25 protein-coding genes are annotated in these 24,366 nt (G+C 68.8%); 14 read left to right on the top strand and 11 right to left on the bottom strand.

Translation table 11 applies throughout. The features are described from left to right. Positions 1 to 52: 52 nt before the first annotated feature. The 4 genes from VPH43_RS18290 to lepB are packed head-to-tail and all read left to right on the top strand — an operon-like array spanning position 53 to position 4,502. Positions 53 to 2,191 carry a prolyl oligopeptidase family serine peptidase gene (locus tag VPH43_RS18290; RefSeq protein WP_328579172.1) on the top strand — a complete coding sequence of 713 codons (2,139 nt, stop codon included), beginning with the start codon at positions 53 to 55 and terminating at the stop codon, positions 2,189 to 2,191. Positions 2,192 to 2,212: 21 nt separating this feature from the next. Then, a complete protein-coding gene (locus VPH43_RS18295) occupies positions 2,213 to 2,746 on the top strand; it encodes a GNAT family N-acetyltransferase (RefSeq protein ID WP_328579173.1) in 534 nt (177 codons plus the stop codon). A gap of 50 nt (positions 2,747 to 2,796) precedes the next feature. After that, positions 2,797 to 3,663, top strand: coding sequence for a dienelactone hydrolase family protein (locus VPH43_RS18300; protein WP_328579174.1), 867 nt, complete (start codon positions 2,797 to 2,799; stop codon positions 3,661 to 3,663). Positions 3,664 to 3,722: 59 nt separating this feature from the next. Continuing rightward, a complete protein-coding gene (gene lepB / locus VPH43_RS18305) occupies positions 3,723 to 4,502 on the top strand; it encodes a signal peptidase I (protein ID WP_328579175.1) in 780 nt (259 codons plus the stop codon). A 28-nt stretch (positions 4,503 to 4,530) separates the two neighbouring features. On the opposite strand, the gene VPH43_RS18310 is transcribed toward lepB, so the two are convergent. The 3 genes from VPH43_RS18310 to VPH43_RS18320 all read right to left on the bottom strand — a co-directional run bounded on the left by VPH43_RS18310 (position 4,531) and on the right by VPH43_RS18320 (position 7,753). Next, complete coding sequence (locus VPH43_RS18310; RefSeq protein WP_328579176.1) at positions 4,531 to 5,307, bottom strand: ferredoxin--NADP reductase; 777 nt, start codon at positions 5,305 to 5,307, stop codon at positions 4,531 to 4,533. An 83-nt stretch (positions 5,308 to 5,390) separates the two neighbouring features. After that, entirely contained in the window at positions 5,391 to 6,386 is a 996-nt protein-coding gene (locus VPH43_RS18315; protein ID WP_328579177.1) for a cytochrome d ubiquinol oxidase subunit II, read from the bottom strand. Further along, positions 6,383 to 7,753 (bottom strand): cytochrome ubiquinol oxidase subunit I, encoded by a 1,371-nt coding sequence (locus VPH43_RS18320; protein ID WP_328579178.1) that lies wholly within the window; start codon positions 7,751 to 7,753, stop codon positions 6,383 to 6,385. The genes VPH43_RS18315 and VPH43_RS18320 overlap by 4 nt, the downstream gene beginning before the upstream one ends. A gap of 135 nt (positions 7,754 to 7,888) precedes the next feature. Between VPH43_RS18320 and coaBC the strand changes: the two genes are divergently transcribed. Both coaBC and dut read left to right on the top strand, forming a co-directional pair. Continuing rightward, complete coding sequence (gene coaBC, locus VPH43_RS18325; protein ID WP_328579179.1) at positions 7,889 to 9,112, top strand: bifunctional phosphopantothenoylcysteine decarboxylase/phosphopantothenate--cysteine ligase CoaBC; 1,224 nt, start codon at positions 7,889 to 7,891, stop codon at positions 9,110 to 9,112. Beyond that, positions 9,109 to 9,558: a dUTP diphosphatase gene (gene dut / locus VPH43_RS18330; protein WP_328579180.1), complete on the top strand. Its 450-nt coding sequence runs from the start codon at positions 9,109 to 9,111 to the stop codon at positions 9,556 to 9,558. Before coaBC ends, dut begins: the two co-directional genes overlap by 4 nt. 12 nt (positions 9,559 to 9,570) lie before the next feature. On the opposite strand, the gene VPH43_RS18335 is transcribed toward dut, so the two are convergent. Next, on the bottom strand, positions 9,571 to 10,092 hold the full coding sequence (locus VPH43_RS18335) for an FKBP-type peptidyl-prolyl cis-trans isomerase (RefSeq protein WP_328579181.1): 522 nt from the start codon (positions 10,090 to 10,092) through the stop codon (positions 9,571 to 9,573). A 52-nt stretch (positions 10,093 to 10,144) separates the two neighbouring features. Between VPH43_RS18335 and VPH43_RS18340 the strand changes: the two genes are divergently transcribed. From VPH43_RS18340 to VPH43_RS18350, 3 genes are all read left to right on the top strand, one after another. Further along, the gene (locus tag VPH43_RS18340) at positions 10,145 to 11,269 is read left to right on the top strand and encodes a JmjC domain-containing protein (protein ID WP_328579182.1); all 1,125 of its coding nucleotides are present in this window, start codon (positions 10,145 to 10,147) and stop codon (positions 11,267 to 11,269) included. A 21-nt stretch (positions 11,270 to 11,290) separates the two neighbouring features. Continuing rightward, the gene (locus VPH43_RS18345; RefSeq protein WP_328579183.1) at positions 11,291 to 11,767 is read left to right on the top strand and encodes a hypothetical protein; all 477 of its coding nucleotides are present in this window, start codon (positions 11,291 to 11,293) and stop codon (positions 11,765 to 11,767) included. A gap of 161 nt (positions 11,768 to 11,928) precedes the next feature. Then, entirely contained in the window at positions 11,929 to 12,168 is a 240-nt protein-coding gene (locus VPH43_RS18350) for a hypothetical protein (protein WP_328579184.1), read from the top strand. An 82-nt stretch (positions 12,169 to 12,250) separates the two neighbouring features. Here the strand turns inward: VPH43_RS18350 and VPH43_RS18355 are convergent, their stop codons facing one another. From VPH43_RS18355 to VPH43_RS18385, 7 genes are all read right to left on the bottom strand, one after another. Further along, a complete protein-coding gene (locus VPH43_RS18355) occupies positions 12,251 to 13,030 on the bottom strand; it encodes an MBL fold metallo-hydrolase (RefSeq protein WP_328579185.1) in 780 nt (259 codons plus the stop codon). Beyond that, on the bottom strand, positions 13,027 to 14,232 hold the full coding sequence (gene bamC / locus VPH43_RS18360; protein ID WP_442909313.1) for an outer membrane protein assembly factor BamC: 1,206 nt from the start codon (positions 14,230 to 14,232) through the stop codon (positions 13,027 to 13,029). The genes VPH43_RS18355 and bamC overlap by 4 nt, the downstream gene beginning before the upstream one ends. 79 nt (positions 14,233 to 14,311) lie before the next feature. Then, the gene (gene dapA, locus VPH43_RS18365) at positions 14,312 to 15,193 is read right to left on the bottom strand and encodes a 4-hydroxy-tetrahydrodipicolinate synthase (RefSeq protein ID WP_328579186.1); all 882 of its coding nucleotides are present in this window, start codon (positions 15,191 to 15,193) and stop codon (positions 14,312 to 14,314) included. A gap of 61 nt (positions 15,194 to 15,254) precedes the next feature. Beyond that, a complete protein-coding gene (locus tag VPH43_RS18370) occupies positions 15,255 to 15,794 on the bottom strand; it encodes a class I SAM-dependent methyltransferase (RefSeq protein WP_328579187.1) in 540 nt (179 codons plus the stop codon). After that, on the bottom strand, positions 15,791 to 16,600 hold the full coding sequence (locus VPH43_RS18375) for an SDR family oxidoreductase (RefSeq protein ID WP_328579188.1): 810 nt from the start codon (positions 16,598 to 16,600) through the stop codon (positions 15,791 to 15,793). The genes VPH43_RS18370 and VPH43_RS18375 overlap by 4 nt, the downstream gene beginning before the upstream one ends. A gap of 82 nt (positions 16,601 to 16,682) precedes the next feature. Further along, positions 16,683 to 16,805, bottom strand: coding sequence for a hypothetical protein (locus VPH43_RS18380; protein WP_328579189.1), 123 nt, complete (start codon positions 16,803 to 16,805; stop codon positions 16,683 to 16,685). Between the two features lie 9 nt (positions 16,806 to 16,814). Then, positions 16,815 to 18,038: an MFS transporter gene (locus VPH43_RS18385; RefSeq protein WP_328579190.1), complete on the bottom strand. Its 1,224-nt coding sequence runs from the start codon at positions 18,036 to 18,038 to the stop codon at positions 16,815 to 16,817. 156 nt (positions 18,039 to 18,194) lie between these two features. On the opposite strand from VPH43_RS18385, the gene VPH43_RS18390 reads away from it, so the two are divergent. The 5 genes from VPH43_RS18390 to ada all read left to right on the top strand — a co-directional run bounded on the left by VPH43_RS18390 (position 18,195) and on the right by ada (position 24,363). Beyond that, positions 18,195 to 20,174, top strand: coding sequence for a DNA topoisomerase IV subunit B (locus tag VPH43_RS18390; RefSeq protein WP_328579191.1), 1,980 nt, complete (start codon positions 18,195 to 18,197; stop codon positions 20,172 to 20,174). A 117-nt stretch (positions 20,175 to 20,291) separates the two neighbouring features. Beyond that, complete coding sequence (locus VPH43_RS18395) at positions 20,292 to 21,851, top strand: S8 family serine peptidase (RefSeq protein ID WP_328579192.1); 1,560 nt, start codon at positions 20,292 to 20,294, stop codon at positions 21,849 to 21,851. A gap of 122 nt (positions 21,852 to 21,973) precedes the next feature. Further along, positions 21,974 to 22,501, top strand: a complete 528-nt coding sequence (locus VPH43_RS18400) for a GNAT family N-acetyltransferase (RefSeq protein ID WP_328579193.1) — start codon at positions 21,974 to 21,976, stop codon at positions 22,499 to 22,501. Further along, the gene (locus VPH43_RS18405) at positions 22,501 to 23,208 is read left to right on the top strand and encodes a lytic transglycosylase domain-containing protein (protein ID WP_328579194.1); all 708 of its coding nucleotides are present in this window, start codon (positions 22,501 to 22,503) and stop codon (positions 23,206 to 23,208) included. The genes VPH43_RS18400 and VPH43_RS18405 overlap by 1 nt, the downstream gene beginning before the upstream one ends. 99 nt (positions 23,209 to 23,307) lie before the next feature. After that, positions 23,308 to 24,363 carry a bifunctional DNA-binding transcriptional regulator/O6-methylguanine-DNA methyltransferase Ada gene (ada, locus tag VPH43_RS18410; RefSeq protein WP_328579195.1) on the top strand — a complete coding sequence of 352 codons (1,056 nt, stop codon included), beginning with the start codon at positions 23,308 to 23,310 and terminating at the stop codon, positions 24,361 to 24,363. The last annotated feature ends 3 nt before the right edge of the window (positions 24,364 to 24,366 follow it).

Below are 24,366 nucleotides of genomic sequence, written 5' to 3' on the forward strand. Positions count from 1 at the left end.
CTCGCTGCCTCCAGGCTGGAGGCCCAACGAGCTCACAAGGCGAGGGAGACACATGAAGATTCAACGGCATGCACGATGGGCGGCTGCGGTCAGCGCCATCGCGCTGTGGAGCACGGGCGCGATCGCGCTCGACTATCCCGAAGCGCCAACGAAGCCGGTGGTGAACATCTACCACGGCGTGGCGGTGACCGATCCCTACCAGTGGCTGGAGCAGGGTGGCGCCGCCGAGGTCAAGGACTGGGTGGCCGCGGAGAACCGCCTGAGCCGCCAGTGGCTGGACGCGGTGCCCGGACGTGCGCTGCTGCGTGAGCGCATCGACCGCCTGATGAAGTCGAACTCGAATGCCTACTTCGACTTGATCGAGCGCGGAGGCCAGGTCTTCGCCATGAAGAGCCAGCCGCCGAAGCAGCAACCGCTGCTGGTGCTGCTGAAGTCGGTGGACTCCACCACCGAAGAGCGTGTGGTGCTGGACCCGAACACGCTGTCCGACCACGGCGCCATCACCATCGACTTCTACGAGCCCTCATTGGACGGGCGCAAGGTGGCGGTGTCGCTGTCGGCCAATGGCAGCGAGGATGGCACGCTGCATGTCTACGACGTGGCCACCGGCAAGGCCCTGCCCGATGAGGTGCCCCGCGTGGCATACCCCACCGGTGGCGGCTCGGTGGCCTGGAACGCCGACGGCAGCGGCTTCTTCTACACCCGCTATCCGGCACCCGGCGAGCGGCCGGACGCCGACGTCCACTTCTTCCAGCAGGTGTGGTTCCACCGGCTGGGCACGCCGGCCGCCAAGGACCGCTACGAAGCCGGGCGCGACTTCCCCCGCATTGCCGAGACCGTGCTGGAAACCGCACGCGACGGCGCCGCCACCACCGCGCTGGTGGCCAACGGCGACGGGGGTGACTATGCGCTGTACCTGCGGCAGGGCAGCCGCTGGCACAAGCTCGCGGACTTTGCCGATGGCATCAAGCAGGCCCGCTTCGGCAACGACGGCTGGCTGTACCTGCTGTCGCGCAAGGGTGCGCCCAAGGGCAGGATCCTGCGTGTGTCGATGAAGCAACCGCAGCTGGCGAAGGCCGAGGTCGTGCTGCCTGAAAGCGATGGCACGGTGGAGGCGTTCCAGGTGGCTGACGGCCAGCTGTTCGTCAGCGAACTGCTGGGCGGCCCCTCGCGCCTGCGCGCGGTGAACCTGCAAAGCGGCAAGGTCGACGAGATCTCACTGCCGGATGTCAGCGGCGTGAGCGGGCTGGTGCGCATCGGCCATGGCCAGGTGCTGGCGCGCGTGATGAGCTATGTGGCACCACCGGCGTGGTACCACGTGGCCGTGGGGCAGGCGCCGCGCAAGAGCGCGCTGGCAGTCACTTCAGCGGCCGACTACGGCGACACCGAGGTGCTGCGCGAGTTCGCCACCTCCAAGGACGGTACCAAGGTGCCGCTGACCATCGTCCGCCGCAAGGGCACCGCACTGGACGGCAGCAACCCGACCATCCTCCACGGCTACGGCGGGTATGGCGTCAGCATGACGCCTTACTTCAGCGCCTCGCGCCGGGTGTGGCTGGAACATGGCGGCGTGCTGGTGGTGGCCAACCTGCGCGGTGGTGGTGAATACGGCGAGGCCTGGCATCTGGCCGGCAACCTGACGCGCAAGCAGACGGTGTTCGATGACTTCATTGCCTCGGCCGAATACCTGGTTCAGCGCGGCTACACCCAGCCCGCACGGCTGGCCATCCAGGGCGGCAGCAACGGCGGCCTGCTGATGGGCGCGGCGCTCACCCAGCGGCCGGAGCTGTTCCGGGCGGTGGACAGCTCGGTGGGCATCTACGACATGCTGCGGGTGGAGCTCGATCCGAATGGCGCCTTCAATGTCACCGAGTTCGGCTCGGTGAAGGACAAGGCGCAGTTCGAGGCGCTGTATGCCTATTCACCGTATCACCGCGTGAAGGACGGCACCGCCTATCCGGCCGTGCTGATGGTCACCGGCGACAACGATGGGCGCGTCAACCCGGCGCATTCGCGCAAGATGGTCGCGCGCCTGCAGGCCGCGGATCCCAAGGGCCGCCCCATCCTGCTGCGCACCAGCAGCGCCAGCGGGCATGGCATCGGCACCGCGCTGTCCGAGGCGATCGAGCAGGCCACCGACGAATACGCCTTCCTGTTCCATGAGCTCGGGGTGTCGGTCACGGCGCCTTGACCCGCCGCGAGGAGCGCACCGATGAGCACGATCACTGTCCGCCGCGCCAGCGTGAAGGATGCCGCCGCCTATGCACGCGTCATGAGCCATCCGGAGGTGTTCCCCCAGTTGCTGCAGGTCCCCTTCAACGACGAGGAGCTGTGGAAGGCAAGGCTCGCCGAGAGCGCCACGCCCGGCAAACCGGATCTGCACCTGGTGGCCGAGCTGGATGGCGAGGTGGTGGGCAACGGCGGCCTGCACCCTGCGGCCTCGCAACTGCGCCGGCGCCACGCGATGGCACTGGGCATCGCCGTGGCGCATGAGGCGCAAGGCCGCGGCGTCGGCAGCGCGCTGATGCACGCGATGTGCGACTACGCCGACAACTGGGTGCAGGTGCTGCGCATGGAGCTCTCGGTGTTCACCGACAACCATCGCGCGATGGCGCTGTACCGCAAGTTCGGCTTCGAGGTGGAAGGCACCCACCGCGGATATGCGATGCGGCACGGCCAGTACGTGGACGTGCACTCGATGGCACGCTGGCATCCGGCTCCGCCCCGCGTGTCGGCCCCCGGCTGAGGCGTGTGCAGGGCGCCGATGTGGCGGCACCCGGCCGGCTACGATGCGGCATGGCTTCCATCGTTTCCCGAGTGCTGCTGCTTGCACTGACCACACTGAGCCTGGCCGCTTCGGCCCAGCAGTCGGTGCAGGTGCCCAGCCTCGACCCACCCGGCGGCCCGGCGCTGCAGCTGCCGGCGTTCTGGTTCGCTGCGAATGCCACCGGGCCGAGGCCGGCCGTGGTGCTGCTGCATGGGTGTGGCGGGCCGTATGGCAAGCAGCAGGGCCAGCTCTCCGAACGCATGCGCAGCTATGCGAGCCTGCTCAATACGGAAGGCTGGCACGTGCTGGTGACCGACTCGCTCACGCCGCGTGGCGAGCGTGAACTCTGCACCCAGCGCACCGGCACCCGCGCAGTCACGCAGACGCAGCGCCGGCGCGACGCGCTGGGCGCCTTGCGTTGGTTGGCGGCACGGCCGGATGTGGACCCGCAACGCCTGGTGCTGCTGGGCTGGTCCAACGGCGGCAGCACGGTGCTCGCGAGCACCCGCCGCAACCACCCGGAAGTCGCACGGTCGGACATCGCGCCGCGTGCGGCAGTGGCCTTCTATCCCGGCTGCGAGACGGACTTTCAGGCCGGCTACCGGCCGACCGCGCCCTTGCTCCTGCTGGTGGGTGGCAGCGACGACTGGACGCCGCCGCAAGCCTGCGTTCGCCTGACGGAAGCCGCTGGAGGTGCGGCCGGCACACCGCCGGTGCAGCTGCAGGTCTACCCGGGGGCCTACCACGGCTTCGATGGCGACGCCCCGGTTCGCCTGCGCCGCGACGTGCCCAACGGTGCGCAGCCCGGCGCCGGTGTGCACGTCGGGGCTGACCCGGCGGCCCGCGAGGCCTCGCGCGAGCGCCTGCTGGACTTTCTGCACGAGCAGCTGAAATAGCGCCTCGAACGGCAGGCGCGGTGGTATGGCTGCAGCGGGGCGGCGGCCACAATGGCTGCATGCGAATCGGTTTTTCCCTCAACGAAGTGCTCGCCCTGTTGACCGCGGCCACCGCGCTGTTGGCCGTGCTGTGGCGCTTGCGCCGCCGTGCCCGGCCCGGCGGCAAGCCCGGCTGGCTGGCCTGGGGCGCCGACTTCTTCGGCGTGGTGGCGCTGGTGTTCGGCTGCCGGGTCGCCCTGGCCGACTGGAAGGTGGTGCCCACCGGGTCCATGGAGCCCACCGTGCGCGTGGGTGACGTGATCCTCATCAACCATCTGGCCTACGGGCCGCGCCTGCCGTTCACGAACACGGCCCTGCCCTTGGGCCGGCCCCAGCGCGGCGACGTGGTGGTGTTCCGCGACCCGAAGGATGCGTCCGGTTATCTCGTCAAGCGCCTGGTGGGCCTGCCCGGCGACCAGGTGCGCTTCGTGCGCGACGTGGTGTCGGTGAACGGCGAGCCGCTCTCGGCCGCGGTGCTGGGCGCCGGCGAGCGGGCGGAGGACCTGGGCCACTGGCTGGTGCGCGAACAGAGTGCAGGCCGGGAACGGACCATCAAGATCAACCCGGTGCTGCAAGGCGGCATGCCGATGGCGGTGAACGCACCTGACTGCGTGAACGAGGCGGTGGGCGAATGGCACTGCAAGGTGCCCGCCGGCCACTACCTGATGCTGGGCGACAACCGCGACAACTCGGCCGATTCGCGCGTGTTCGGCTTCGTGCCGGAGCAGGAGCTCTACGGCCGGGCCGACCGGGTGATCTTCAACTACAAGGAACTGTCGCGCTTCTGGAACGCGCTATGAAGAAGGGGCCCCGCGGGGCCCCTGGTGCTCACTTCTCGACGAAGGCGCGTTCGATCACATAGTCGCCCTGTTCGCCCTGGCGCGGGCTGATCTGGAAGCCGCGTGCGTCCAACAGCTTGCAGCAGTCGTCCAGCATGGCCTGGTTGCCGCAGATCATTGCGCGGTCCACGGCAGGGTCCAGCGGCGGAAGGCCGATGTCGTCGGTGAGCTTGCCGGTGTCCAGCAGCTCGGTCAGGCGGCCGCGGTTGCGGAAGGGCTCGCGGGTGACGGTGGGGTAGTACACCAGCTTGTCGCGCAGCAGCTCGCCCAGGAACTCGTGCTGCGGCAGCTCCTGCTGGATGTATTCGGAATAGGCCAGCTCGCTCACGGTGCGCACGCCGTGCACCAGCACCACCTTTTCGAAGCGTTCGTAGACCTCCGGGTCCTTGATGATGCTCATGAAGGGCGCCAGGCCGGTGCCGGTGGCCAGCAGGTACAGGTGCTTGCCGGGCTTCAGGTCATGCGCGACCAGGGTGCCCACCGGCTTGCGGCCCACGTAGATCTCGTCGCCTTCCTTCAGGTGCTGCAGGCGGGAGGTGAGCGGGCCGTCCTGCACCTTGATGCTCAGGAACTCCAGGTGTTCCTCATGGTTGGCGCTGGCCACGCTGTAGGCGCGCAGCAGCGGCTTGCCGTTCACCGGCAGCCCGATCATCACGAAGTGCCCGTTGTGGAAGCGCAGGGCCGGGTCGCGCGTGGTGCGGAACGAAAACAGGGTGTCGTTCCAGTGGTGGACGTGCAGGACGCGTTCGGTACCGAGGTTGGACATGACGGGGCGGGCCTGTTGGTTAACCCCTATATTCTCCCTCAGCCGGGGATGGCCCTTAAGAATCTGAGAAAACTGTCTAAGGCCTATCCGTAACGCAGTTCACTCGCCTTGCCGCGGAACACCCAGTACGAAAACACCGTGTAAGCGCCGATCGCGGGCACAGTGACCGCGCAGCCCACCGCGATGAACACCAGCGACTTGTGCGCGCTGGCCGCCTGCCACAGCGTCATGCGGTCGATCACCACGTAAGGGTACAGGCTGTACGCCAGCCCGATGGCGCCCATCACGAACACCAGCACTGTCAGCACGAAGGGCAGCCAGCACAGCTTGCCGCGGATGCGGTGGGAATTGAGCAGCGCCCGCACGGCCAGCAGCGCGGCGGCGGTCATCAGCGGAATGGGCAGCAGGGCGATGAACTGCGGCAGCCCGAACCAGCGCTCGCGCACGGTGGGGCTCACCCAGGGCGTGGCGATGGAGATCAGCGCCATGCCCAGCACCATCGGCCCCCAGGCGGCCTTGGCCCAGCGCACCGCGCGCTCCTGCAGCTCGCCTTCGGTCTTCATGATGAGCCAGTTGGCGCCCATCAGCAGGTAGGCAGCGGGCAGGCAGAGCGCGATGGTGGCGGCGAACAGCTGGAAACCCAGGCCCTCGGCAAAACCGGTGATGTAGCGCCCCAGCATCCAGCCCTGGGACACCGAGGCCAGCGCCGAGCCCACGAAGAAGGCACGGTTCCACAGCGGTTTGTGCTGGTCCCGTGCCTTGACGCGGAAGTCGAAGGCCACGCCGCGCAGGATCAGGCCGATCAGCATCAGCGCCACCGGCAGGTACAGCGCGGTGAGCACGATGCCGTGCGCCTTGGGGAACGCCACCAGCAGGATGCCGATGCCCAGCACCAGCCAGGTCTCGTTGGCGTCCCAGAAGGGGCCGATGGAGGCGATCATCATGTCCTTGTCGGTGTCGCTGGCGCCGCGCAGCAGCATGCCGACGCCGAGGTCGTAGCCGTCCAGCACCACGTAGGTCAGCATGGCCAGGCCCATCAGGCCCATGAAGACCAAGGGCAAGGCTTGTTCAAAGCTCATGGTGTGCCTCCTGCCACTTCGGCCACCGCCTGCGCGGAGTGGCCGGGCGGTTTGGCTGCGGTGTCCACCGGGTGTTCCGCCAGGTACTTGAGCACGCTCACATACGCCACAATCAGCAGCGCGTACAGGCCGGTGTAGGCGGCGAAGGTGAGGGCGATGTGGGGCGCCGGCGTGCCGGACGCCACGTCGGCGGTTTTCAGCAGGCCGTACACGATGTATGGCTGGCGGCCGATTTCCGTGACGTACCAGCCGGCCAGCGTGGCCAGCCAGCCGGAGAAGGTCATCACGGTGAACAGGCCCAGCAGCGGACGCGGCAGCGCCTGCGCGTCCCATCCGCAGCGTCGATAGAGGAACCAGCCGCCCCAGCTGGTCAGCAGCATCAGCACGCCGGTGCCGACCATGATGCGGAACCCGAAGAACAGCGGCTTCACCGGCGGATGCGCACCTTCGAACTCGTTCAAGCCGCGGATCTGCGCGTTGGCATCGTGCGCCAGGATCAGGCTGCCGGCTTTTGGGATGCCGACGGCAAAACGGTTCTCCCGCGCGGCCTCGTCCGGCCAGGCGAACAGCAGCAGCGGCGCGCTGCGTTCGGTGTGCCAGATGCCCTCGATCGCCGCGATCTTCTGCGGCTGGTGCTCCAGCGTGTTCAGCCCGTGCAGGTCGCCCACCAGGATCTGCACCGGAATCAGCAGCGCGGCCAGGCTCAGGCCGAAGCGCAGCGCCTTGGGCGTGGCCTCGCTGGCCGTGCCCTTGAGCAACTGCCAGGCGCTCACACCGGTGATGAGGAACGCGCAGGTGAGAAAGGAGGCGAGCAGCATGTGCGTCAGCCGGTAGGGAAAGGACGGGTTGAAGATCACCTCCATCCACGACCGCACATGGAACTCACCGTTCACGATCTCGTGGCCGGTGGGGGTCTGCATCCAGGAGTTCAGGCTCAGGATCCAGAACGCGCTCATCGTGGTGCCGAAGGCCACGAGGAAGGTGGCGGTGAAGTGCACGCGCTCCGACACCCGGCCGTGGCCGAACAGCATCACGCCCAGGAAGGTGGCTTCGAGGAAAAAGGCCGTGAGCACCTCGTAGCCCAGCAGCGGCCCGGCGACGTTGCCCACGCGCTCCATGAAGCCCGGCCAGTTGGTGCCGAACTGGAAGCTCATGGTGATGCCGCTCACGACGCCGAGCGCAAAGCTGAGCGCGAACACCTTGGTCCAGAAGCGGTAGGCCGTGAGCCAGGCGTCGTTGCGGGTGTGCAGCCAGCGCCAACGGAAGAACAGCAGGCCCCATCCCAGCGCGATCGTGATCGTGGGGAACAGGATGTGGAAACTCATGTTCGCCGCGAACTGCAGGCGGGCGAGGATCAGCGGGTCCATGGATCAGGTGTCCTTCTCTTTGCGGCGGGTGGTGCGCTTCACCCGACAACGGCACGCCAGCAGTTTCTGCTCCTTGCGCCGATTCCGTCCATGGCGGTCACTTCCTGCGGACCCCGCTCCGTTACAGTGCCGCCCATGGACGAATCGACCGACCTCCAGGGCAAGCGCCTGGTGCTGGGGCTTTCCGGCGGCATCGCCTGCTACAAGTCCGCCGAGCTGGTGCGTGCGCTGGTGAAGGCGGGTGCCAGCGTGCAGGTGGTGATGACGCAAGCCGCCACCCAGTTCATCACCCCGGTGACGATGCAGGCGCTGTCCAACCAGCCGGTGGTGCTGGACCAGTGGGATGCGCGCGCGCCCAACAACATGGCCCACATCAACCTCACCCGCGAGGCCGACGCCGTGCTGGTGGCGCCGGCGAGCGCCGACTTCATCGCCAAGCTGGTGCAGGGCCGGGCCGACGAGATCCTGAGCCTGATGTGCCTGGCGCGGCCGATCGAGCGTTGCCCGCTGCTGCTGGCACCGGCCATGAACCGTGAGATGTGGGCGCACCCGGCGACCCAGCGCAACATCGCCCAGGCACGCGCCGACGGCGCCACGGTGCTCGGCCCGGCTGCCGGCGACCAGGCCTGCGGCGAGATCGGCGACGGCCGCATGCTGGAGGCGCTGGCGCTGCGCGATGAAGTGATCGCCTTCTTCGAGCCCAAGCGGCTGGCCGGCAAGCGCGTGCTCATCACCGCCGGCCCCACCTTCGAAGCCATCGATCCGGTGCGTGGCATCACCAACCTGTCCAGCGGGAAGATGGGTTTTGCGGTGGCGCGGGCCGCGCGGGAAGCGGGCGCGGCCGTCACCCTGGTGGCTGGCCCGGTGCACCTGCCAACGCCGGCGGGCGTGCGTCGCATCGATGTGCAAAGCGCGCTGCAGATGCATGATGCGGTGCTGCCGCTGGCGCCGATCCACGACGTATTCGTGGCCACTGCCGCAGTGGCGGACTGGCGCCCGGCCAGCCTGTCCGACCACAAGATCAAGAAAGATGGTGCCAAGCAGGTACCGAGCTTCGAGCTGACCGAAAACCCCGACATCCTGGCTGCGGTGGCGCGGCTGCCCCAGCGGCCTTACTGCGTCGGTTTTGCGGCCGAGAGCCACGACCTGCTCAAGCACGCGCGCGAAAAGCTCATCCGCAAGAATGTGCCGCTGATCGTCGGCAACCTCGGGCCCGCCACCTTCGGCCGCGACGACAACGCGCTGCTGCTGGTGGACGCGCACGGCGAGCGCCAGCTCGCCACGGCCAGCAAGCGAGCACTGGCGCGCGAACTGGTGCGCGAGATCGCCCAACGCCTTTCTTCCCCTACCGCCTCATGACCACCATCGACGTGAAAGTGCTCGACCCGCGCATGGCCGAGCAGTTGCCCGCTTACGCCACCGCCGGCAGCGCCGGGCTGGACCTTCGTGCCTGCATCGCGGCGCCGCTGGTGCTGCAGCCCGGCCAGGCCGAGCTCATACCCACCGGGATCGCCATCCACATTGGCGACCCCGGGCTGGCCGCAATGATCCTGCCGCGCTCCGGGCTGGGCCACAAACATGGCATCGTGCTGGGCAACCTGGTGGGCCTGATCGACAGCGACTACCAGGGCCCGCTGATGGTGAGCTGCTGGAATCGTGGCGGCGCCGCGTTCACCGTGCAGCCGATGGACCGCATCGCCCAGCTGGTGATTGTGCCGGTGGTGCAGGCGGCGTTCCGGCGGGTGGAGGAGTTCGAGGCGTCCGACCGAGGCGAGGGCGGCTTCGGCTCCACCGGCAAGCACTGAGGCTGAGAAGGCTCAGTGCACCCCGGGCCCGGTGGGCATGGTGTTCAGCACCGTGAGGCCCGCTTCGCCCACGCTGCCGGCCTCGATCTCTTCCTCGGTGGCTTCCCGCACGTCGCGCACCTGCATCTGCAGGCGCAGCGCGATGCCGGCCAGCGGATGGTTGCCGTCCAGCACCACGTGCGAGGGGTACACCTCGGTCACGGTGTAGATCACGTCCTGCGGCATGTCCGGTGTGCTGCTGCCCTCGGGCAGGCCTTCGAACTGCATGCCGGGCTCCACCTGCTCGGGAAAGATGGAGCGCTCCTCGTAGCAGACGAGATCGGGGTTGTAGTCACCGAACGCATGCTCGGGCTCCAGCTGCAGAAAGGCTTCGTGGCCAGCCTCCTGGCCAGCCAGCGCTTCTTCCACCTTGGGCAACAGGTCGTCGCCGCCAAAAAAGAACTCGACCGGTTCCTTCAGTTCGTCGATCGCCTGGCCTTGGGCGTCGGACAGGGTCCACGTCAGGCTGACGACACAGGGTGCTTGAATCAACATCGGAAGATGATCGCATACCGGTGCGCCGCCTTGGCCCATGGACAATCCCGGCATGGACATCGAAGCACCCACCGCCTTGCTGGGCGGCCTGTCGCCGCAGGCCTTCATGCGCAGGCATTGGCAGAAAAAACCCTTGCTGGTGCGGCAGGCCTGGGCCGGCGCCACCGCCCCGGTGTCGCGCAGTGCGCTGTTCGAGCTGGCCGCCCGCGACGACGTGGAATCGCGCCTGATCCAGCAGCGCGAGGACGGCTGGGCCCTGCGCCGCGGGCCACTGTCGCGGCGCGCACTGCCGCCCGTGAGTCGCCCGGGCTGGACCTTGCTGGTGCAGGGACTGGACCTGCATGTGCCGGCCGCGCATGAGCTGCTGTCGCGTTTTCGTTTCGTGCCGCAGGCGCGCCTGGACGACCTGATGATCTCCTATGCCACCGATGGTGGCGGCGTCGGCCCGCATGTGGACGCGTACGACGTGTTCCTGCTGCAGGTGCAGGGCCGCCGGCGCTGGCGCGTGGGGCGCGTGCCGCATCCACAGTGGGTGGACGGCGCGCCATTGAAGCTGTTGTCCAACTTCGAGCCCGAGACCGAGTGGGTGCTGGAGCCGGGCGACATGCTGTACCTGCCGCCGCTGTGGGGCCACGACGGCGTGGCCGAAGGCGAGTGCATGACCTGCTCCGTCGGCTTCCAGGCACCGGCTGCCGCACCGCTGGCGCATGACATGCTGCAGCACATGATCGATGGGCTCGACACGGATGTGTCCGAGCGGCTGTACCGCGACCCGCACCAGCCCGCCACCGATGCGCCCGGCCGCATTCCGGACGCGCTGGCGGCGTTTGCGCACGACGCGGTGCAGCGGGTGCTGCGCGAGCCCGACGCGCTGGCCTGCGCGCTCGGCGAGTCGCTCACCGAACCCAAGCCGCTGGTCTGGTTCGACGCCGGCACCCAGCTGGCGCCCGGCGTGGGTGTGCAGCTGGACCCGCGCAGCCGCATGATGTACGACGCGCGCCATGTGTTCATCAATGGCGAGTCATTTCGTGCGGGCGGCCGCGACGCGTCGCTGATGCGCCGGCTGGCCGACCGCCAGGTGCTGCAGGCGACCGAGGTGGCACGCCTGGGCGAAGAGGCGCGTGCCTTGCTGGACGAATGGGCGTGTGCCGGCTGGCTGCGGCCTCTGGCCGCGTGAGACGAAACAGGAGCCCAGGCGATGGCCACCACACCGATCAGCACCCGCGGCGAATGGATCGCCGCCTTGCGTGACAACCTGCAGCAGGCGCTGGCCGAGGGTGTGCCGCTGCTGCGCTGGTCCGATGTGGACTTTGCGGACTGGCCGCTGAACGAACCGGCGCTGATCGAGGCGCTCACCCGCTGGACCCGCCCGCACCACCGGCTGGTGCTGCTGGCCCAGCACTACGGCGAGCTGCAGCGCCGGCATCCGCGCTTCGTGCAATGGCGGCGCACCTGGGGCCACCTGGTGGAGCCGCGCTCGCCGACCGAGCTGCTGGCCAGCGACCACCCCAGCCTGCTGCTGGCCGGGCGTCGCACGGTGGAGCTGGTGGACCGGGATCACTGGCGCGGTCAGGTGAGCGACGAGCCTGCCGACGCCCAGCGCTGCCGGGAAGCGCTTGATGTAATTTTGCAACGCTCTGAGCCCGCGTTTGCGGCCACGACGCTCGGTCTCTAGGGAACTTCCCTAGCCGTCGTATAATCGTTGGCTAGGCAAAGGAAATGCTCGAGCGTTCCTTGTCTTTTCAAGAGGGAGCTTTGCACGAATCCTCGGCAGTTGTGAGGGGTCGGGTTCCCAGAATTACCGGTAATTGGTCGAACCTTTCATTGAGGACAAGCATGAACAAGTCGCTCCTGTTGGCTACCCTGGTCGCTTCCGTGGCTCTCGCCGCCTGCGGCAAGAAGGAAGAAGCTCCCGCTCCGGCGCCCGCCACCACCGTGGTGACCCCGCCGGCTGCCGCTCCGGCCGCTGCTGACGCCGCCGCTTCCGGCGCCGCTGCTGCTGCTTCCAGCGCCGCTGACGCATCGACGGCCGCTGCCACCGCCGCGACCGCTGCTGCTTCCGCTGCCAGCAAGTAAGCTGCTTCATCAGCCGGTTCGTCCGGCCGATGAAAGAAAAAAGCCGCCTTCGGGCGGCTTTTTCGTGGGCGCTCGCTGGCCCTCAGTGCAGGTCCAGCCAGGGGCTGCCTTGCCGGGGATCGGCGACCACGATGTCCTCGTGGCGCGTGCCCAGCACCTCGGCCAGCGTGCCCGCTGCCAGCTCCGGCCGGTTGTTGCGTTCGCTGAGGTGGGCGGCCACCACATGCTTGAGCCCGGCATGCCGGCAGCGCGACAGGATGCCGGCCGCGCTCGGGTTCGACAGGTGCCCGCGCGGCCCGGCAATGCGCCGCTTCAGGAAGTAGGGGTAGTCGCTGGCGGCCAGCAGGTCCAGGTCGTGGTTGCACTCCAGCAGCAGGGCGGTGCAGTGCTGCAGCTCCTGCACGATGCGCTCGGTCTCCACGCCCGCATCGGTGAGCACGCCCAGGCGGTGCCGACCGTCGCTCACCGTGAGTTGCAGCGGTTCGCGCGCGTCATGCGGCACCGTATAGGGGCGCAGCTCGAGCGTGCCGACCGCCACCGGCTCGCCGTCCCGCGCGAAGCGCAGCTCGGCCGGTGGCGCGTGCTCGCGCGCAAAGCCACGCCAGGTGCCTTCGCTCATCCAGACCGGCACCCGGTGCTTGCGCATCAGCGCGGTGGCGCAGCCCACATGGTCGCTGTGTTCATGCGTGACGAACACGGCGCCCAGGTCGGCCGGCGAACAGCCGCGCTGCGCCAGGCGGGCGGTGAGCTCGCGCAAGGTGAGCCCGCAATCCACCAGCACCCGGACGGTGGTGCTGCCGTCCTGCGCCTCGATCAGCGTGGCGTTGCCGCTGCTGCCGCTGCCGAGGTTGCAGAACCTCACTTCAGGTCGTCGACCAGCAGGTTGACGATGCGCTGGCCGATGTCACCCTTCTCGGGCGCGCCCTGCGCGTTGAGCACCGACACGGTGGTGTTCTCGGTGCCGCCGCGCTTGACCTCGATGCGGTAGCGCGCCGGCGCATTGCTGCCCGACTTGTCGCCGCCGAACAGCTTGGAGAAGAAGCCGGGGTCTTCCTTGCCGGCCTGCTTGGGGTCGGCGTAGCGCACGTAGTACACGCCGTTGGCGCGGTCGCGGTCTTCCACCGTGAAACCGGTGCGGTCCAGCGCCAGGCCCACGCGGCGCCAGGCGCGGTCGAAGGGCTCGTCCACCTGCAAGGCGGCGGCCGGCAGGTCGGTGAGCAGGCGTGCACGCGCCGGGGCCGCCGGCGTGGCGGCGGCGGTGGGAGTGGCGGGTGCGGCGCCGCTGGCAGCCGCTGCCGGTGCGGTGGCCAGCACTGCGCTGCGCGCGTCCTGCTCCTTGCTGCCCAGCTTGACCATCAAGCGGGCCAGCATCTCGGCCTCCAGCCCCGGGTCGGTGGGCCGCTGGCGCCAGAGGGTGCTGTCCTTGGCCTGGCCGGTGAGCACCTCCTCCATGCCGCGGTGGCTGATGAAGATCTCGGTGCCCTGCGGGGTGCGCTCGATGCGGGTGCGGAACTTGTCGCGTTCGCCGGTGGAATACAGCGAGTCGAAGAACTTGCCGATGGTGTTGCGCACCCAGTCGTTGGCCAGCTTGGCGCGGTTTTCGGCCCAGTCGGTTTCCATCACGCCGGCTTCGGGGCTGTCGATGGCGATGTTGAAGCCGCGGTCCTGCCAGAAGGAGCGCAGCTGCGGCCACACCTGTTCGGGCGACTGGGTGGTCACCAGCCAGCGGGTGTTGCCATTGCGCTCGACGCGCACTTCTCCCACCTGCTGGGGCGCCACCGCCGGGCCGGTGGCAGCCACCGGCGCAGCTCCGGCTGCGGCCGGGTTCTGGTAGTTGTTGGCACTGACCACACCGGCTTGCGGCTGGAAGCGGCCCTCGCGCTGCAGCTGGGTCAGGTCGGGCGGCACTTCGAGCGGTGTCGTCTTGGCGGCGGCGCTCTTGTAGTCGATCTTGTCGCCGGAGAGCATGTTCTCCATCGAGGAGCAGCCGGCAAGGCCCATGACGAGGGCCAGGGTGGCGGCCCGCACCGGGCTGATGGAAGGGAATCGATTCACGTTGCGCATCTCCAGCATCCGCACGCAATCGGCGCGGCGCATCTTCAGGGTCGGAAAACGGGTGAGGGTGGGCAAAACAGGGCGCACCTTACAGCACGCCGCCGTCGCGCAGCGCCTGTTCGAGCGCGGCATGGTGCGCGTCGGACAGCGGCGTGAGCGGCAGGCGCAGTGCGCCGCCGATGCGGCCCATGCGCGCCAGCGCCCATTTCACGGGGATGGGGTTGGGCTCCACGAACAGCTGCTTGTGCAGCGGCAGCAGCTGCATGTGCAGCTCGACCGCCTTCTTCGCGTCGCCGGCCACCGCGGCCATGCACAGCCCATGCATCGCCCGCGGCGCGACGTTGGCAGTGACGCTCACGTTGCCATGACCGCCCAGCAGCATCAGGGCCACGGCGGTGGGGTCGTCGCCGGAATAGATGGAAAAGCCCTGGGGCGCCTGCCTGATCAGCCAGGCCGCGCGGTCGATGTTGCCGCTGGCTTCCTTGATGCCGACGATGCCGGGCACCTGGGCCAGCCGCAAGGTGGTTTCGGGCAGCATATCGGCCACGGTGCGGCCGGGCACGTTGTACAGGATCACCGGGATGTCCACCGCCTCGGCGATCGCCTTGAAGTGGCGGTAGATGCCTTCCTGCGTCGGCTTGTTGTAGTAGGGCACCACCTGCAGGGTGCAGTCCGCACCCACGGACCTGGCGAACTTGGACAGCTCGATCGCTTCCGCGGTGGAGTTGGCGCCGGCGCCCGCCATGATGGGCACGCGGCCCTTGGCATGCTCCACCGCCACGCGGATCACCTCCTGGTGCTCGGCCACCGACACGGTGGGCGACTCGCCGGTGGTGCCCACGACGCCGATGCAATCGGTGCCTTCGGCGATGTGCCAGTCGATCAGGCGGCGCAGCGCGTCGTAGTCGACGCTGCCGTCCTCGTGCATCGGCGTGACCAGCGCGACGATGCTGCCAACAATGGGTGTCATGGATCTTCCTGCAGGGGAACCGGTGGATTTTAGCTGTGGGCCACCGGGCGGGCGGCGCGGGTCATGACGGCAGGGGAAAACGTGCCGGATCGGCGGCCGCGGCGCGCTCCCGCACGGCGGCGATGCGCTGCACGAAGCGCGCTGGATCGTTCAGGAACCCGTCCTCGTAGCCGAGCACCCGCAGCGCACCCGTGGTGGCCTGGAGCAGCTCGCCGGGCCGCAGCAGAAAGTCAGGCCGGGACGGCCGGCCGACGGATTCATTGCCGGCCGCGAAGGTTTCATACAGCAGCACGCCGCCGGGCGCGACGCTGTCCACCAGCAGCGGCAGCAGCGGACGCCAGAGGTAGTGGGTCACCACCACTGCATCGAAGCGGCGGCCCGTGAAAGGCCAGGGGCCGCCTTCGATGTCGGCCACCACCAGCTCGCCCACGCCCTGCAAGCCGGCCAGGGCCGCGGCATCCCGGTCCACGCCGGTGACGCGTGCGCCGCGCTCGGCAAACCAGCGCAGATGGCGACCGCTGCCGCAGGCCACGTCCAGCACGGTGGCGCCTGCGGGCACCAGGTGCGACCAGCGGCGGATCCAGGCTGATGCCTCGTTCATGGCTGGGCGCCTTCCCGGTTCAGGGCCTTGAGTGCCATGCGGTCCACCAAGGCAGGGGCGAGCAGCTTCATCCAGCGGCCGAGCTTGCCCTGGGCCGTCATGACGATGTCGCGCTGGCGCCGGGTGGTGCCGTCGATGATGAGGCGGGCGCATTCCTCCACGCTCATGGCACCGCGTTCGTCCAGTCCGCTGCGCCCGGCCGCCTGGCCCTGCGCGTCGAAGCCGCGATAGCGGATCTGCGTGGCCACCACGCCGGGGTAGGCGATGGTCACGCTGACGCCGCTGGCCGCGAGCTCGATGCGCAACGCTTCGAAAAAGCCGGTCATCGCGAACTTGGTGGCGCTGTAGGCGGTGCGGCCGGGCACGCCGACTAAGCCCGCCAGGCTGGACACCGCCACCAGGCGGGCGCGGCTGGCTTTCAGGTGCGGCAGCGCGGCCTGGGTGCACCACACCGCGCCCCAGTGGTTGATGCGCATCAGCGTCTCGTACCAGCCCAGGTCGTCCACCTGCTCGAACAGTGCGTGCGCGGACATGCCGGCGTTGTTCACCAGCACGTCGATGCGGCCGAAGGCCTGAACCGTCGCCTCGATCAGGGCGCGGCAGTCCGCCTGCACGCTGATGTCGCAGGGGCGCACCAGCACGGTGGCGCCGCGCTCGCGGCAGGCGGCCGCCACCTGCTCCAGCTTGTCCACGCTGCGCGCGGCCAGCACCAGGGCGGCCTGGGCGCCTTCACGGCCGGCCCACTGGCGCGCCATCTCGGCGCCGATGCCGTCGGACGCGCCGGTGATGATGATGACCTTCTGCATGCCCTGCTCCGCCTTGCACGAGGCGCGCATCGTCGCATGGCCCGGTGGGCCGCTGTCTGTCGTCAAGCCGACAAAGTGGCGGTCAGAAGCAGGCCCACACCTGGTTGGCCAGGTTGAAGACGAAGTCGCGCTGCAGGTAGCTGGCAAACACCAGCGCCAGCGCCGCCAGGCTCACGCTCCACCACAGGACCCGCTTGTGCCGCATCGTGCTGCCTCAAGCCGCCGCCGGCTGCGCGCGGGCGATGGCCCCTTCGCGCACCGGCAGGTTCACCAGCGCGGCGAACACACCCAGCGCCACCGCCAGCCACCACACCACGTCGTAGCTGCCGGTGGTGTCGTACAGCCGCCCGCCCAGCCACACGCCGAGGAAGCTGCCGATCTGGTGGCTGAGGAAGATGAAACCACCCAGCATCGACATGTACTGCACGCCGAAGATCTGGGCCACCACCGCGTTGGTGGGCGGCACGGTGGACAGCCACAGCACACCCATCACCGCCGAGAACACGTACACGCTCATCGGCGACAGCGGCACAGTGAGGAAGGCGACGATGGCCACCGAGCGCAGCAGGTAGATGGTGGCCAGGATGTGGCGCTTGGCGAGCTTCTGGCCCAGCACGCCGGCCGCATAGGTGCCGAACACGTTGAACAGGCCGATCAGCGCCAGCGCGGTGGTGGCCACGTCGGGCGTCATGCCCTTGTCGCGCAGGTAGCTGGGCATGTGCACCCCGATGAACACCACCTGGAAGCCGCACACGAAGTAGCCTGCCATCAGCAACTGGAAGCTGCGGTAGCCGAAGGCCTCGCGCAGGGCCGCGGCAATGCTCTGCTGCGGCTTCGCCGCTCCACTGGCCAGCCCCGGCTCCTTCAGGCCGAAGGCCAGCGGCAGGATGGCGAGCGCGGCGCATCCCAGGATGAACAGCGCGTTCTGCCAGCCCAGGTGGCCGATGAGGCCGTTTTCCACCGGCACCATCAGGAACTGGCCGAACGAGCCGGCGGCTGCGGCCACGCCCATGGCCCAGGAGCGTTTTTCCGGCGCCACGTTGCGGCCGATCACGCCGTAGATCACGGCATAGGTGGTGCCGGCCTGCGCCATGCCGATCATCAGGCCGGCGCTGCCGGTGAAGGCGATGCCGGAGGCCGACAGCGCCATCAGCACCAGGCCCGCCGCGTACAGCAGGCTGCCGATCACGATGACGCGGAAGGCGCCAAAGCGGTCGGCCAGCATGCCGGCGAACGGGCCGGTGAGGCCCCAGGCCAGGTTTTGTATCGCCAGCGCGAAGGCGAAGGTCTCGCGGGTCCAGCCGCGGGCCATCGTCATCGGCTGCAGCCACAGGCCGAAGCCGTGGCGGATGCCCATGGACAGGGTGACGATGGCGGCGCCGCAGACCAGCACCTGCGTCATCGACAGCCGGGCGGGAGAAACAAGGGTCGTGCTCATGGAGCGCGACTCTAGTGACAAAGCGATGCACCCGCTGCCAACGTGTGCATGCGGGCGTGCAAACGGTTTGTGCGGCGACGCAGAAGGCGCCACCCGCTGCGCCGGCATCCCGCGCGCGGCGAGCCGCGGGAGGGCCCCCACCTAGAATCCGCCGCCATGGCGACCAAAACGAATACGCCCGGCAGTTACGGCGAAGCCTCCATCCGCGTGCTCAAGGGCCTGGAGCCGGTGAAGCAGCGGCCGGGCATGTACACCCGCACCGACAACCCGCTGCACGTGGTGCAGGAAGTGATCGACAACGCGGCCGACGAGGCCCTGGCGGGCCACGGCAGGCGCATCACCGTGGTGCAGCATGCCGACGGCTCGGTGAGTGTGGAGGACGATGGCCGCGGCATTCCGTTCGGTTTGCATCCGGAAGAGAAGGTGCCGGTGGTGGAGATCGTGTTCACCCGCCTGCACGCGGGCGGCAAGTTCGACAAGGGCTCCGGTGGCGCCTACAGCTTCTCCGGCGGCCTGCACGGCGTGGGGGTGAGCGTGACCAACGCGCTGGCCAAGCGCCTGCAGGTCACGGTGTACCGCGACGGGCAGGTGGCCACGCTGGCCTTCAGCGGCGGTGACGTGATCGAGCCCTTGCAAGTGCGCAAGGCCGCCGCGGGTGACCGCAGGCAGGGCACCACCGTGCGCGTGTGGCCCGACCCGCGTTATTTTGAAAGTGCCGAGCTGCCCAGGACCGAGCTCACCCACCTGCTGCGCAGCAAGGCGGTGCTGATGCCGGGCGTCACCGTGACGCTGAAGAACGAAAAGGCCAGCGACCAGCAACAGTGGCTCTACAAGGGCGGCCTGCGCGACTACCTGCTGCAGAGCCTGACCGCCGACCCGCTGATCCCGCTGTTCGAGGGCGAGCGTTTCGCCACCGAAGGCGAGACCGAGAACTTCGCCGAAGGGGAGGGAGCCGCCTGGTGCGTGGCTTTCACCGAGGACGGCGCGCCGCTGCGCGAAAGCTACGTCAACCTGATCCCCACGGTGGCCGGCGGCACGCACGAGGCGGGGCTGAAGGATGGCTTGTTCGCCGCGGTGAAAGGCTTCATCGAGCTGCACTCCCTGCTGCCCAAGGGCGTGAAGCTGATGCCTGAGGACGTGTTTTCGCGCGCGAGCTTCGTGCTGAGCGCCAAGGTGCTGGACCCGCAGTTCCAGGGCCAGACCAAGGAGCGGCTGAACAGCCGCGACGCGCTGCGCCTGGTCACCGCCTACGTGCGGCCCGCGCTGGAGCTGTGGCTGAACCAGCATGTGGAACACGGCCGCAAGCTGGCCGAGTTGGTGATCAAGCAGGCGCAGACCCGCCAGCGCGCCAGCCAGAAGGTGGAAAAGCGCAAGGGCTCCGGCGTGGCGGTGCTGCCCGGCAAGCTGACCGACTGCGAAAGCCGCGACACCACCTTGAACGAACTGTTCCTGGTGGAAGGCGACTCCGCCGGCGGCAGCGCCAAGATGGGCCGCAACAAGGAAACACAGGCGGTGCTGCCGCTGCGTGGCAAGGTGCTCAACAGCTGGGAAGTGGAGCGCGACCGGCTCTTTGCCAACAACGAGATCCACGACATCTCGGTGGCCATCGGCGTGGACCCGCACGGTGCCGCGGACAACCCCGACCTGACCCAGCTGCGCTACGGCAAGATCTGCATCCTGAGCGATGCGGACGTGGACGGCTCGCACATCCAGGTGCTGCTGCTCACGCTGTTCTTCCGCCACTTCCCCAAGCTGATCGAACGTGGCCATGTGTTCGTGGCCAAGCCGCCGCTGTTCCGCATCGATGCGCCCGCCCGCGGCAAGAAGCCCGCGGCCAAGATCTACGCGCTGGACGAAGGCGAGCTCACCGCCACGCTGGACAAGCTGCGCAAGGAAGGCGCGAAGGAAAACAGCTGGAGCATCAGCCGCTTCAAGGGCCTGGGCGAGATGAGCGCCGAGCAGTTGTGGGACACCACGCTCAACCCGGATACCCGGCGCCTGCTGCAGGTGGCCTATGGCGAGCTGGACTTCGGCGCCACCGAGGGCTCGTTCACCAAGCTGATGGGCAAGGGCGAGGCGGCATCGCGGCGCGAACTGATGGAGCTGAACGCCGACGCGGTGGAAATCGACGTCTGATGGTCGATTGCACCTAGAGGGAAAACCCCTTCCAGTTGGCCTTCAACCAAGGGGTTGACCTGTAACAAGCGGCCCTCCAGAGTGACGGACTTCACAATCCACACTGGGGACGCTCTCATGGCGAAGTTCAATGGCCGCCTGGCCACCGTTGTACTGGGTATAGCAGCGGCCTTCGGTGCCGCTCCTCTGGCATCCCAAGCGGCCACCGCCGCGGACAAGGTCCGCGTGATCGTGGCCTTCAAGCAAGGTGCCGTGTCGGCCGGCCATGCAGCCATCGCCGCCGCCGGCGGACGCACGGTGCTCGATGTGGGTGGCTTCAATGCCGTTGCCGTGGAACTGCCGCGCAAGGCGGTCGCGCTGCTGCAGCGCAGCCCCCACGTGGAGTTCGTGGAGGAGGACAAGCTGCAGTACGCGTTCGCGCTCAGCGATCCGTCTGGCCCGCCCTACCTGCCGGGCCAGCAGGTGCCGTACGGCATCAAGATGGTGCAGGCCGACCAGGTCTCCGACAGCACCACCACCAACCGCACGGTCTGCATCATCGACTCGGGCTACGACCTGGCGCATGAGGACCTGAGCGCCAACCATGTGAGCGGCGAGAACCTCACCACCTCCGGCTCCTGGAGCACCGACGAAGCCCACCACGGCACCCACGTGGCCGGCACCGTCGCCGCCATCAACAACAGCGTGGGCGTGGTCGGTGTCAACCCCAACAAGAACCTGAACCTCTACATCGTCAAGGTGTTCGATGCCAGCGGCAGCGCACCGTCGTCGGTGATCGCCAAGGCCATGCTGCGTTGCGGCATGAACGGCGCCAACGTGGTGAGCATGTCGCTGGGTGGCTCCAGCCCCAACAAACTGCAGGAAAAGATCGCCGACTGGCTGACGACCAAGCGCAACACGCTTGTGATCGCTGCCGCCGGCAATGCAGGCAACAGCACCGTGTCCTACCCCGCCGGCTTCGAGAACGTGGTGTCGGTCGCTGCGTTGGACGTCAACAAGGCCTGGGCCAGCTTCTCGCAGACCAACCCCGACGTTGAAATCGCCGGCCCTGGCGTGAGCGTGCTGTCCACCGTGCCCATGGGCACTGGCACCACCGCCTCGGCCACCGTGGGCGCCACCGCCTACGAGGTGAACGGCTTCACCGGTTCGCCGCTGGGCACGGCCACCGCGCCGCTGGCCAACTTTGGCCTCGGTGACCACACCGACCCCGCCGTCGCGGGCAAGGTCTGCCTGATCCAGCGCGGCTCGGTCGACTTCGCCACCAAGGTCACCAACTGCCAGGCGAGCGGCGGCGTGGGCGCCATCGTCTACAACAACGCCCCTGGCGGCTTCCTCGGCACGCTGGGCACCGCAGTGACCACCATCCCCTCGGTCAGCGCTTCCGACACCGCCGGTGCCGACATGCTGACCAAGCTGGGCCAGTCGGCCACCGTGACGGTGGCAGCGAGCAACTACGCGCTGTTCGACGGCACCTCCATGGCCACGCCGCACGTGTCGGCCGTGGCTGCGCTGGTGTGGAGCCATTACCCGAACTGCACGGCCGCGCAGATGCGCAGCACACTGAACAAGAGCGCGCAGGACCTGGGTGACCCGGGCCGCGACGTCAAGTTCGGCTACGGCCTGGTGCAGGCCAAGGCCGCGCTGGACCGCATTGCCAGCCTGGGCTGCGGCAACTGAAAGTGATCGCCTGCACCTGCGGGTGCAAGCTGGACGGGGCCTTCGGGCCCCGTTTTCTTTTGCCTTCGGAATTGCGGGTTGTTTCACGCTTGGGCCCCGGAGCCGACTCCTAGAATGCCTTGATGAGTTCGCCGGCCGAGCGCATTCACCTGCGCCCCACCTTGTTGTCCGACCTGGACTACGTGATCACGGTCGAGAACGACGCCCAGAACCTGCCCTTCATCACGCCCTGGGAGCGCACCCAGCACGAAGGCGCGGTGCGTTTCCCCGACTTCCGCCACTTCATCGTGGAAGCGGGCGTGGAATACGAACCCTCGGGCTTCGTCATCCTCCAGGGCTGCCGCAACAACCACAAGAGCGTGGAGCTCAAGCGCCTGGTGCTGCAGACGAAGGGCCGCGGCCGCGGGCGCGCCTGCGTTCGCCTGCTCAAGCAGATGGCGTTCCGCGACCTGGGCGCACACCGCTTCTGGCTGGACGTGAAGACGCTCAACACGCGGGCGCAGCGGCTGTACCAGAGCGAGGGTTTCGTCGAGGAAGGCCGGCTGCGCGAGAGCGTGCGCGCCGGCGATGGCTACGACTCGCTGATCGTGATGTCGATGCTCGATCGCGAGTACCAGGCCCGCACGGCGCTGGGCCAGGAGCTGGGCTGATGGTCCGCACCGTCGCCCTGGTGCTGCTGGCGGCGCTGGCCGTGCCGGCCCAGGCCGCGCCGGTGCTGTGGGGTTATGTGGACGGCGGCGGGGTGGCCCACGTGGCCGACCACCAGGTCGATTCGCGGTACAGCCCGGTGCTGGGCGAGGTGAGCACATCCGGCGCCCGGGTGCCCGGCAAATCGGACGGCGTGGCACGCCTGCTCACCTGGCTGGAGTTCGCGCCCGAGGTCAAGTCCGTGCAGCACCTGCTGCGCGAGGCAGCGCGCCAGACCGGCGTGGACAGCGAGCTGCTGAAGGCGGTGATCGCGGTGGAGTCGGGCTTCAACCCGAATGCGGTGTCCCCGCGCGGCGCCATCGGCCTGATGCAGCTGATGCCCGACACCGCCGACCGGTATGCCAGGGGTGGCGAGGCCGCACGCCCGGCGTCGCAGCGCCTGCTGGATGCGCGCACCAACATCCTCACCGGCGCACGCATGCTGGCCGACCTGACGCAGCGCTTCGGGCGCATCGAGGTGGCCCTGGCGGCCTGGAACGCGGGCGAAGGCAACGTGCGCAAGGCGGGTGGCAACATGCCGCCGTTCGAGGAGACCCAGGCGCACGTGCACATGGTGCTGGAGCTGTACTGGGCGCTGCTGCAGCGCAGCCTGCCCAGCAAGGCGCAGGAGATGCAGTTGCATCCGGCGACCGGCAACACGCCCCGCTGACAACGCGGCCGAATTCAAGCGCAAGCGGCGGAGCGCGCGCAGGCCGCCTGGCCGGCACAGTGAGATCCATCGCGCCGTTGCGGCGACATGGAGCAGCCAATGACCCCCACCTTCACCACGGACGACGCGCGCTGGGCCGCGGTCAGCCAGCGCAATCCGGCCGCCGACGGTGACTTCTTCTACTCGGTGCGCACCACCGGCGTGTACTGCCGGCCTTCCTGCGGCGCCCGCCTGCCGCGGCGCGAGAACGTGGCTTTCCACGCTGATGCCCAGGCCGCGGAGCGCGCGGGCTTCCGCGCCTGCCAGCGCTGCCGGCCGGGCCAGCCGTCCACCGCCGCCCAGCAGGCACAGCGCGTGGCCGCCGCCTGCCGCCAGATCGAAGCGGCTGAGTCCCCGCCCAGCCTGGACGAGTTGGCGCAGGCCGCAGGCTGGAGCCCCTACCATTTCCATCGGGTGTTCAAGGCGGTAACCGGCCTCACGCCGCGTGCCTATGCCGCGGCGCAGCGGCACCGCCGCGTGCGCGACGAACTGCCACGCAGCCCCAGCGTCACCGCGGCCATCTACGACGCGGGTTACGGCTCCAACGGGCGTTTCTATGAAACCGCCACCCAGGTGCTCGGCATGGCGCCCAGCGCTTTCCGCGCGGGCGGCAGCGGTGCGGCCCTGAAGTTCGCGGTGGGCCAGTGTTCGCTGGGTGCCATCCTGGTGGCGGCCACTGCCAGAGGCATCTGCGCCATCCTGCTGGGCGACGAGCCGGAAGCCTTGGTGCGCGAGCTGCAGGACCGCTTTCCGAAGGCGGAGCTCGCGGGTGCGGACGCCGGGTTCGAACGCTGGGTGGCCCGGGTGATCGGGCTGGTGGAGGCGCCCTCCCTGGGGCTGGAATTGCCGCTGGACGTGCGCGGCACGGCCTTCCAGCAGCGGGTGTGGCAGGCGCTGCGCGACATTCCGCCCGGCAGCACCGCCAGCTATGCCGAGATCGCGCAGCGCATCGGCCAGCCGGCTTCTGTGCGCGCCGTGGCGCAGGCCTGCGCGGCCAACCCGCTGGCGGTGGCCATCCCCTGCCACCGGGTGGTGCGGCGCGACGGCGCGCTCTCAGGCTACCGCTGGGGCGTGGAACGCAAGCGCACCCTGCTGGAGCGCGAGGCGCAATCGTGAGCG

This window comes from Ideonella sp. BN130291, from assembly GCF_036231905.1.
Lineage (GTDB): Bacteria > Pseudomonadota > Gammaproteobacteria > Burkholderiales > Burkholderiaceae_C > CAMLIZ01.

What these genes read in the sequence shown, in the direction of transcription:
- VPH43_RS18290 (WP_328579172.1), top strand. Translation starts at nt 53, where the DNA reads ATGAAGATTCAACGGCATGCACGATGGGCGGCTGCGGTCAGCGCCATC.
- VPH43_RS18295 (WP_328579173.1), top strand. Translation starts at nt 2,213, where the DNA reads ATGAGCACGATCACTGTCCGCCGCGCCAGCGTGAAGGATGCCGCCGCC.
- VPH43_RS18300 (WP_328579174.1), top strand. Translation starts at nt 2,797, where the DNA reads ATGGCTTCCATCGTTTCCCGAGTGCTGCTGCTTGCACTGACCACACTG.
- lepB (WP_328579175.1), top strand. Translation starts at nt 3,723, where the DNA reads ATGCGAATCGGTTTTTCCCTCAACGAAGTGCTCGCCCTGTTGACCGCG.
- VPH43_RS18310 (WP_328579176.1), bottom strand. Translation starts at nt 5,307, where the DNA reads ATGTCCAACCTCGGTACCGAACGCGTCCTGCACGTCCACCACTGGAAC.
- VPH43_RS18315 (WP_328579177.1), bottom strand. Translation starts at nt 6,386, where the DNA reads ATGAGCTTTGAACAAGCCTTGCCCTTGGTCTTCATGGGCCTGATGGGC.
- VPH43_RS18320 (WP_328579178.1), bottom strand. Translation starts at nt 7,753, where the DNA reads ATGGACCCGCTGATCCTCGCCCGCCTGCAGTTCGCGGCGAACATGAGT.
- coaBC (WP_328579179.1), top strand. Translation starts at nt 7,889, where the DNA reads ATGGACGAATCGACCGACCTCCAGGGCAAGCGCCTGGTGCTGGGGCTT.
- dut (WP_328579180.1), top strand. Translation starts at nt 9,109, where the DNA reads ATGACCACCATCGACGTGAAAGTGCTCGACCCGCGCATGGCCGAGCAG.
- VPH43_RS18335 (WP_328579181.1), bottom strand. Translation starts at nt 10,092, where the DNA reads ATGTTGATTCAAGCACCCTGTGTCGTCAGCCTGACGTGGACCCTGTCC.
- VPH43_RS18340 (WP_328579182.1), top strand. Translation starts at nt 10,145, where the DNA reads ATGGACATCGAAGCACCCACCGCCTTGCTGGGCGGCCTGTCGCCGCAG.
- VPH43_RS18345 (WP_328579183.1), top strand. Translation starts at nt 11,291, where the DNA reads ATGGCCACCACACCGATCAGCACCCGCGGCGAATGGATCGCCGCCTTG.
- VPH43_RS18350 (WP_328579184.1), top strand. Translation starts at nt 11,929, where the DNA reads ATGAACAAGTCGCTCCTGTTGGCTACCCTGGTCGCTTCCGTGGCTCTC.
- bamC (WP_442909313.1), bottom strand. Translation starts at nt 14,232, where the DNA reads ATGCGCAACGTGAATCGATTCCCTTCCATCAGCCCGGTGCGGGCCGCC.
- dapA (WP_328579186.1), bottom strand. Translation starts at nt 15,193, where the DNA reads ATGACACCCATTGTTGGCAGCATCGTCGCGCTGGTCACGCCGATGCAC.
- VPH43_RS18370 (WP_328579187.1), bottom strand. Translation starts at nt 15,794, where the DNA reads ATGAACGAGGCATCAGCCTGGATCCGCCGCTGGTCGCACCTGGTGCCC.
- VPH43_RS18375 (WP_328579188.1), bottom strand. Translation starts at nt 16,600, where the DNA reads ATGCAGAAGGTCATCATCATCACCGGCGCGTCCGACGGCATCGGCGCC.
- VPH43_RS18380 (WP_328579189.1), bottom strand. Translation starts at nt 16,805, where the DNA reads ATGCGGCACAAGCGGGTCCTGTGGTGGAGCGTGAGCCTGGCGGCGCTG.
- VPH43_RS18385 (WP_328579190.1), bottom strand. Translation starts at nt 18,038, where the DNA reads ATGAGCACGACCCTTGTTTCTCCCGCCCGGCTGTCGATGACGCAGGTG.
- VPH43_RS18390 (WP_328579191.1), top strand. Translation starts at nt 18,195, where the DNA reads ATGGCGACCAAAACGAATACGCCCGGCAGTTACGGCGAAGCCTCCATC.
- VPH43_RS18395 (WP_328579192.1), top strand. Translation starts at nt 20,292, where the DNA reads ATGGCGAAGTTCAATGGCCGCCTGGCCACCGTTGTACTGGGTATAGCA.
- VPH43_RS18400 (WP_328579193.1), top strand. Translation starts at nt 21,974, where the DNA reads ATGAGTTCGCCGGCCGAGCGCATTCACCTGCGCCCCACCTTGTTGTCC.
- VPH43_RS18405 (WP_328579194.1), top strand. Translation starts at nt 22,501, where the DNA reads ATGGTCCGCACCGTCGCCCTGGTGCTGCTGGCGGCGCTGGCCGTGCCG.
- ada (WP_328579195.1), top strand. Translation starts at nt 23,308, where the DNA reads ATGACCCCCACCTTCACCACGGACGACGCGCGCTGGGCCGCGGTCAGC.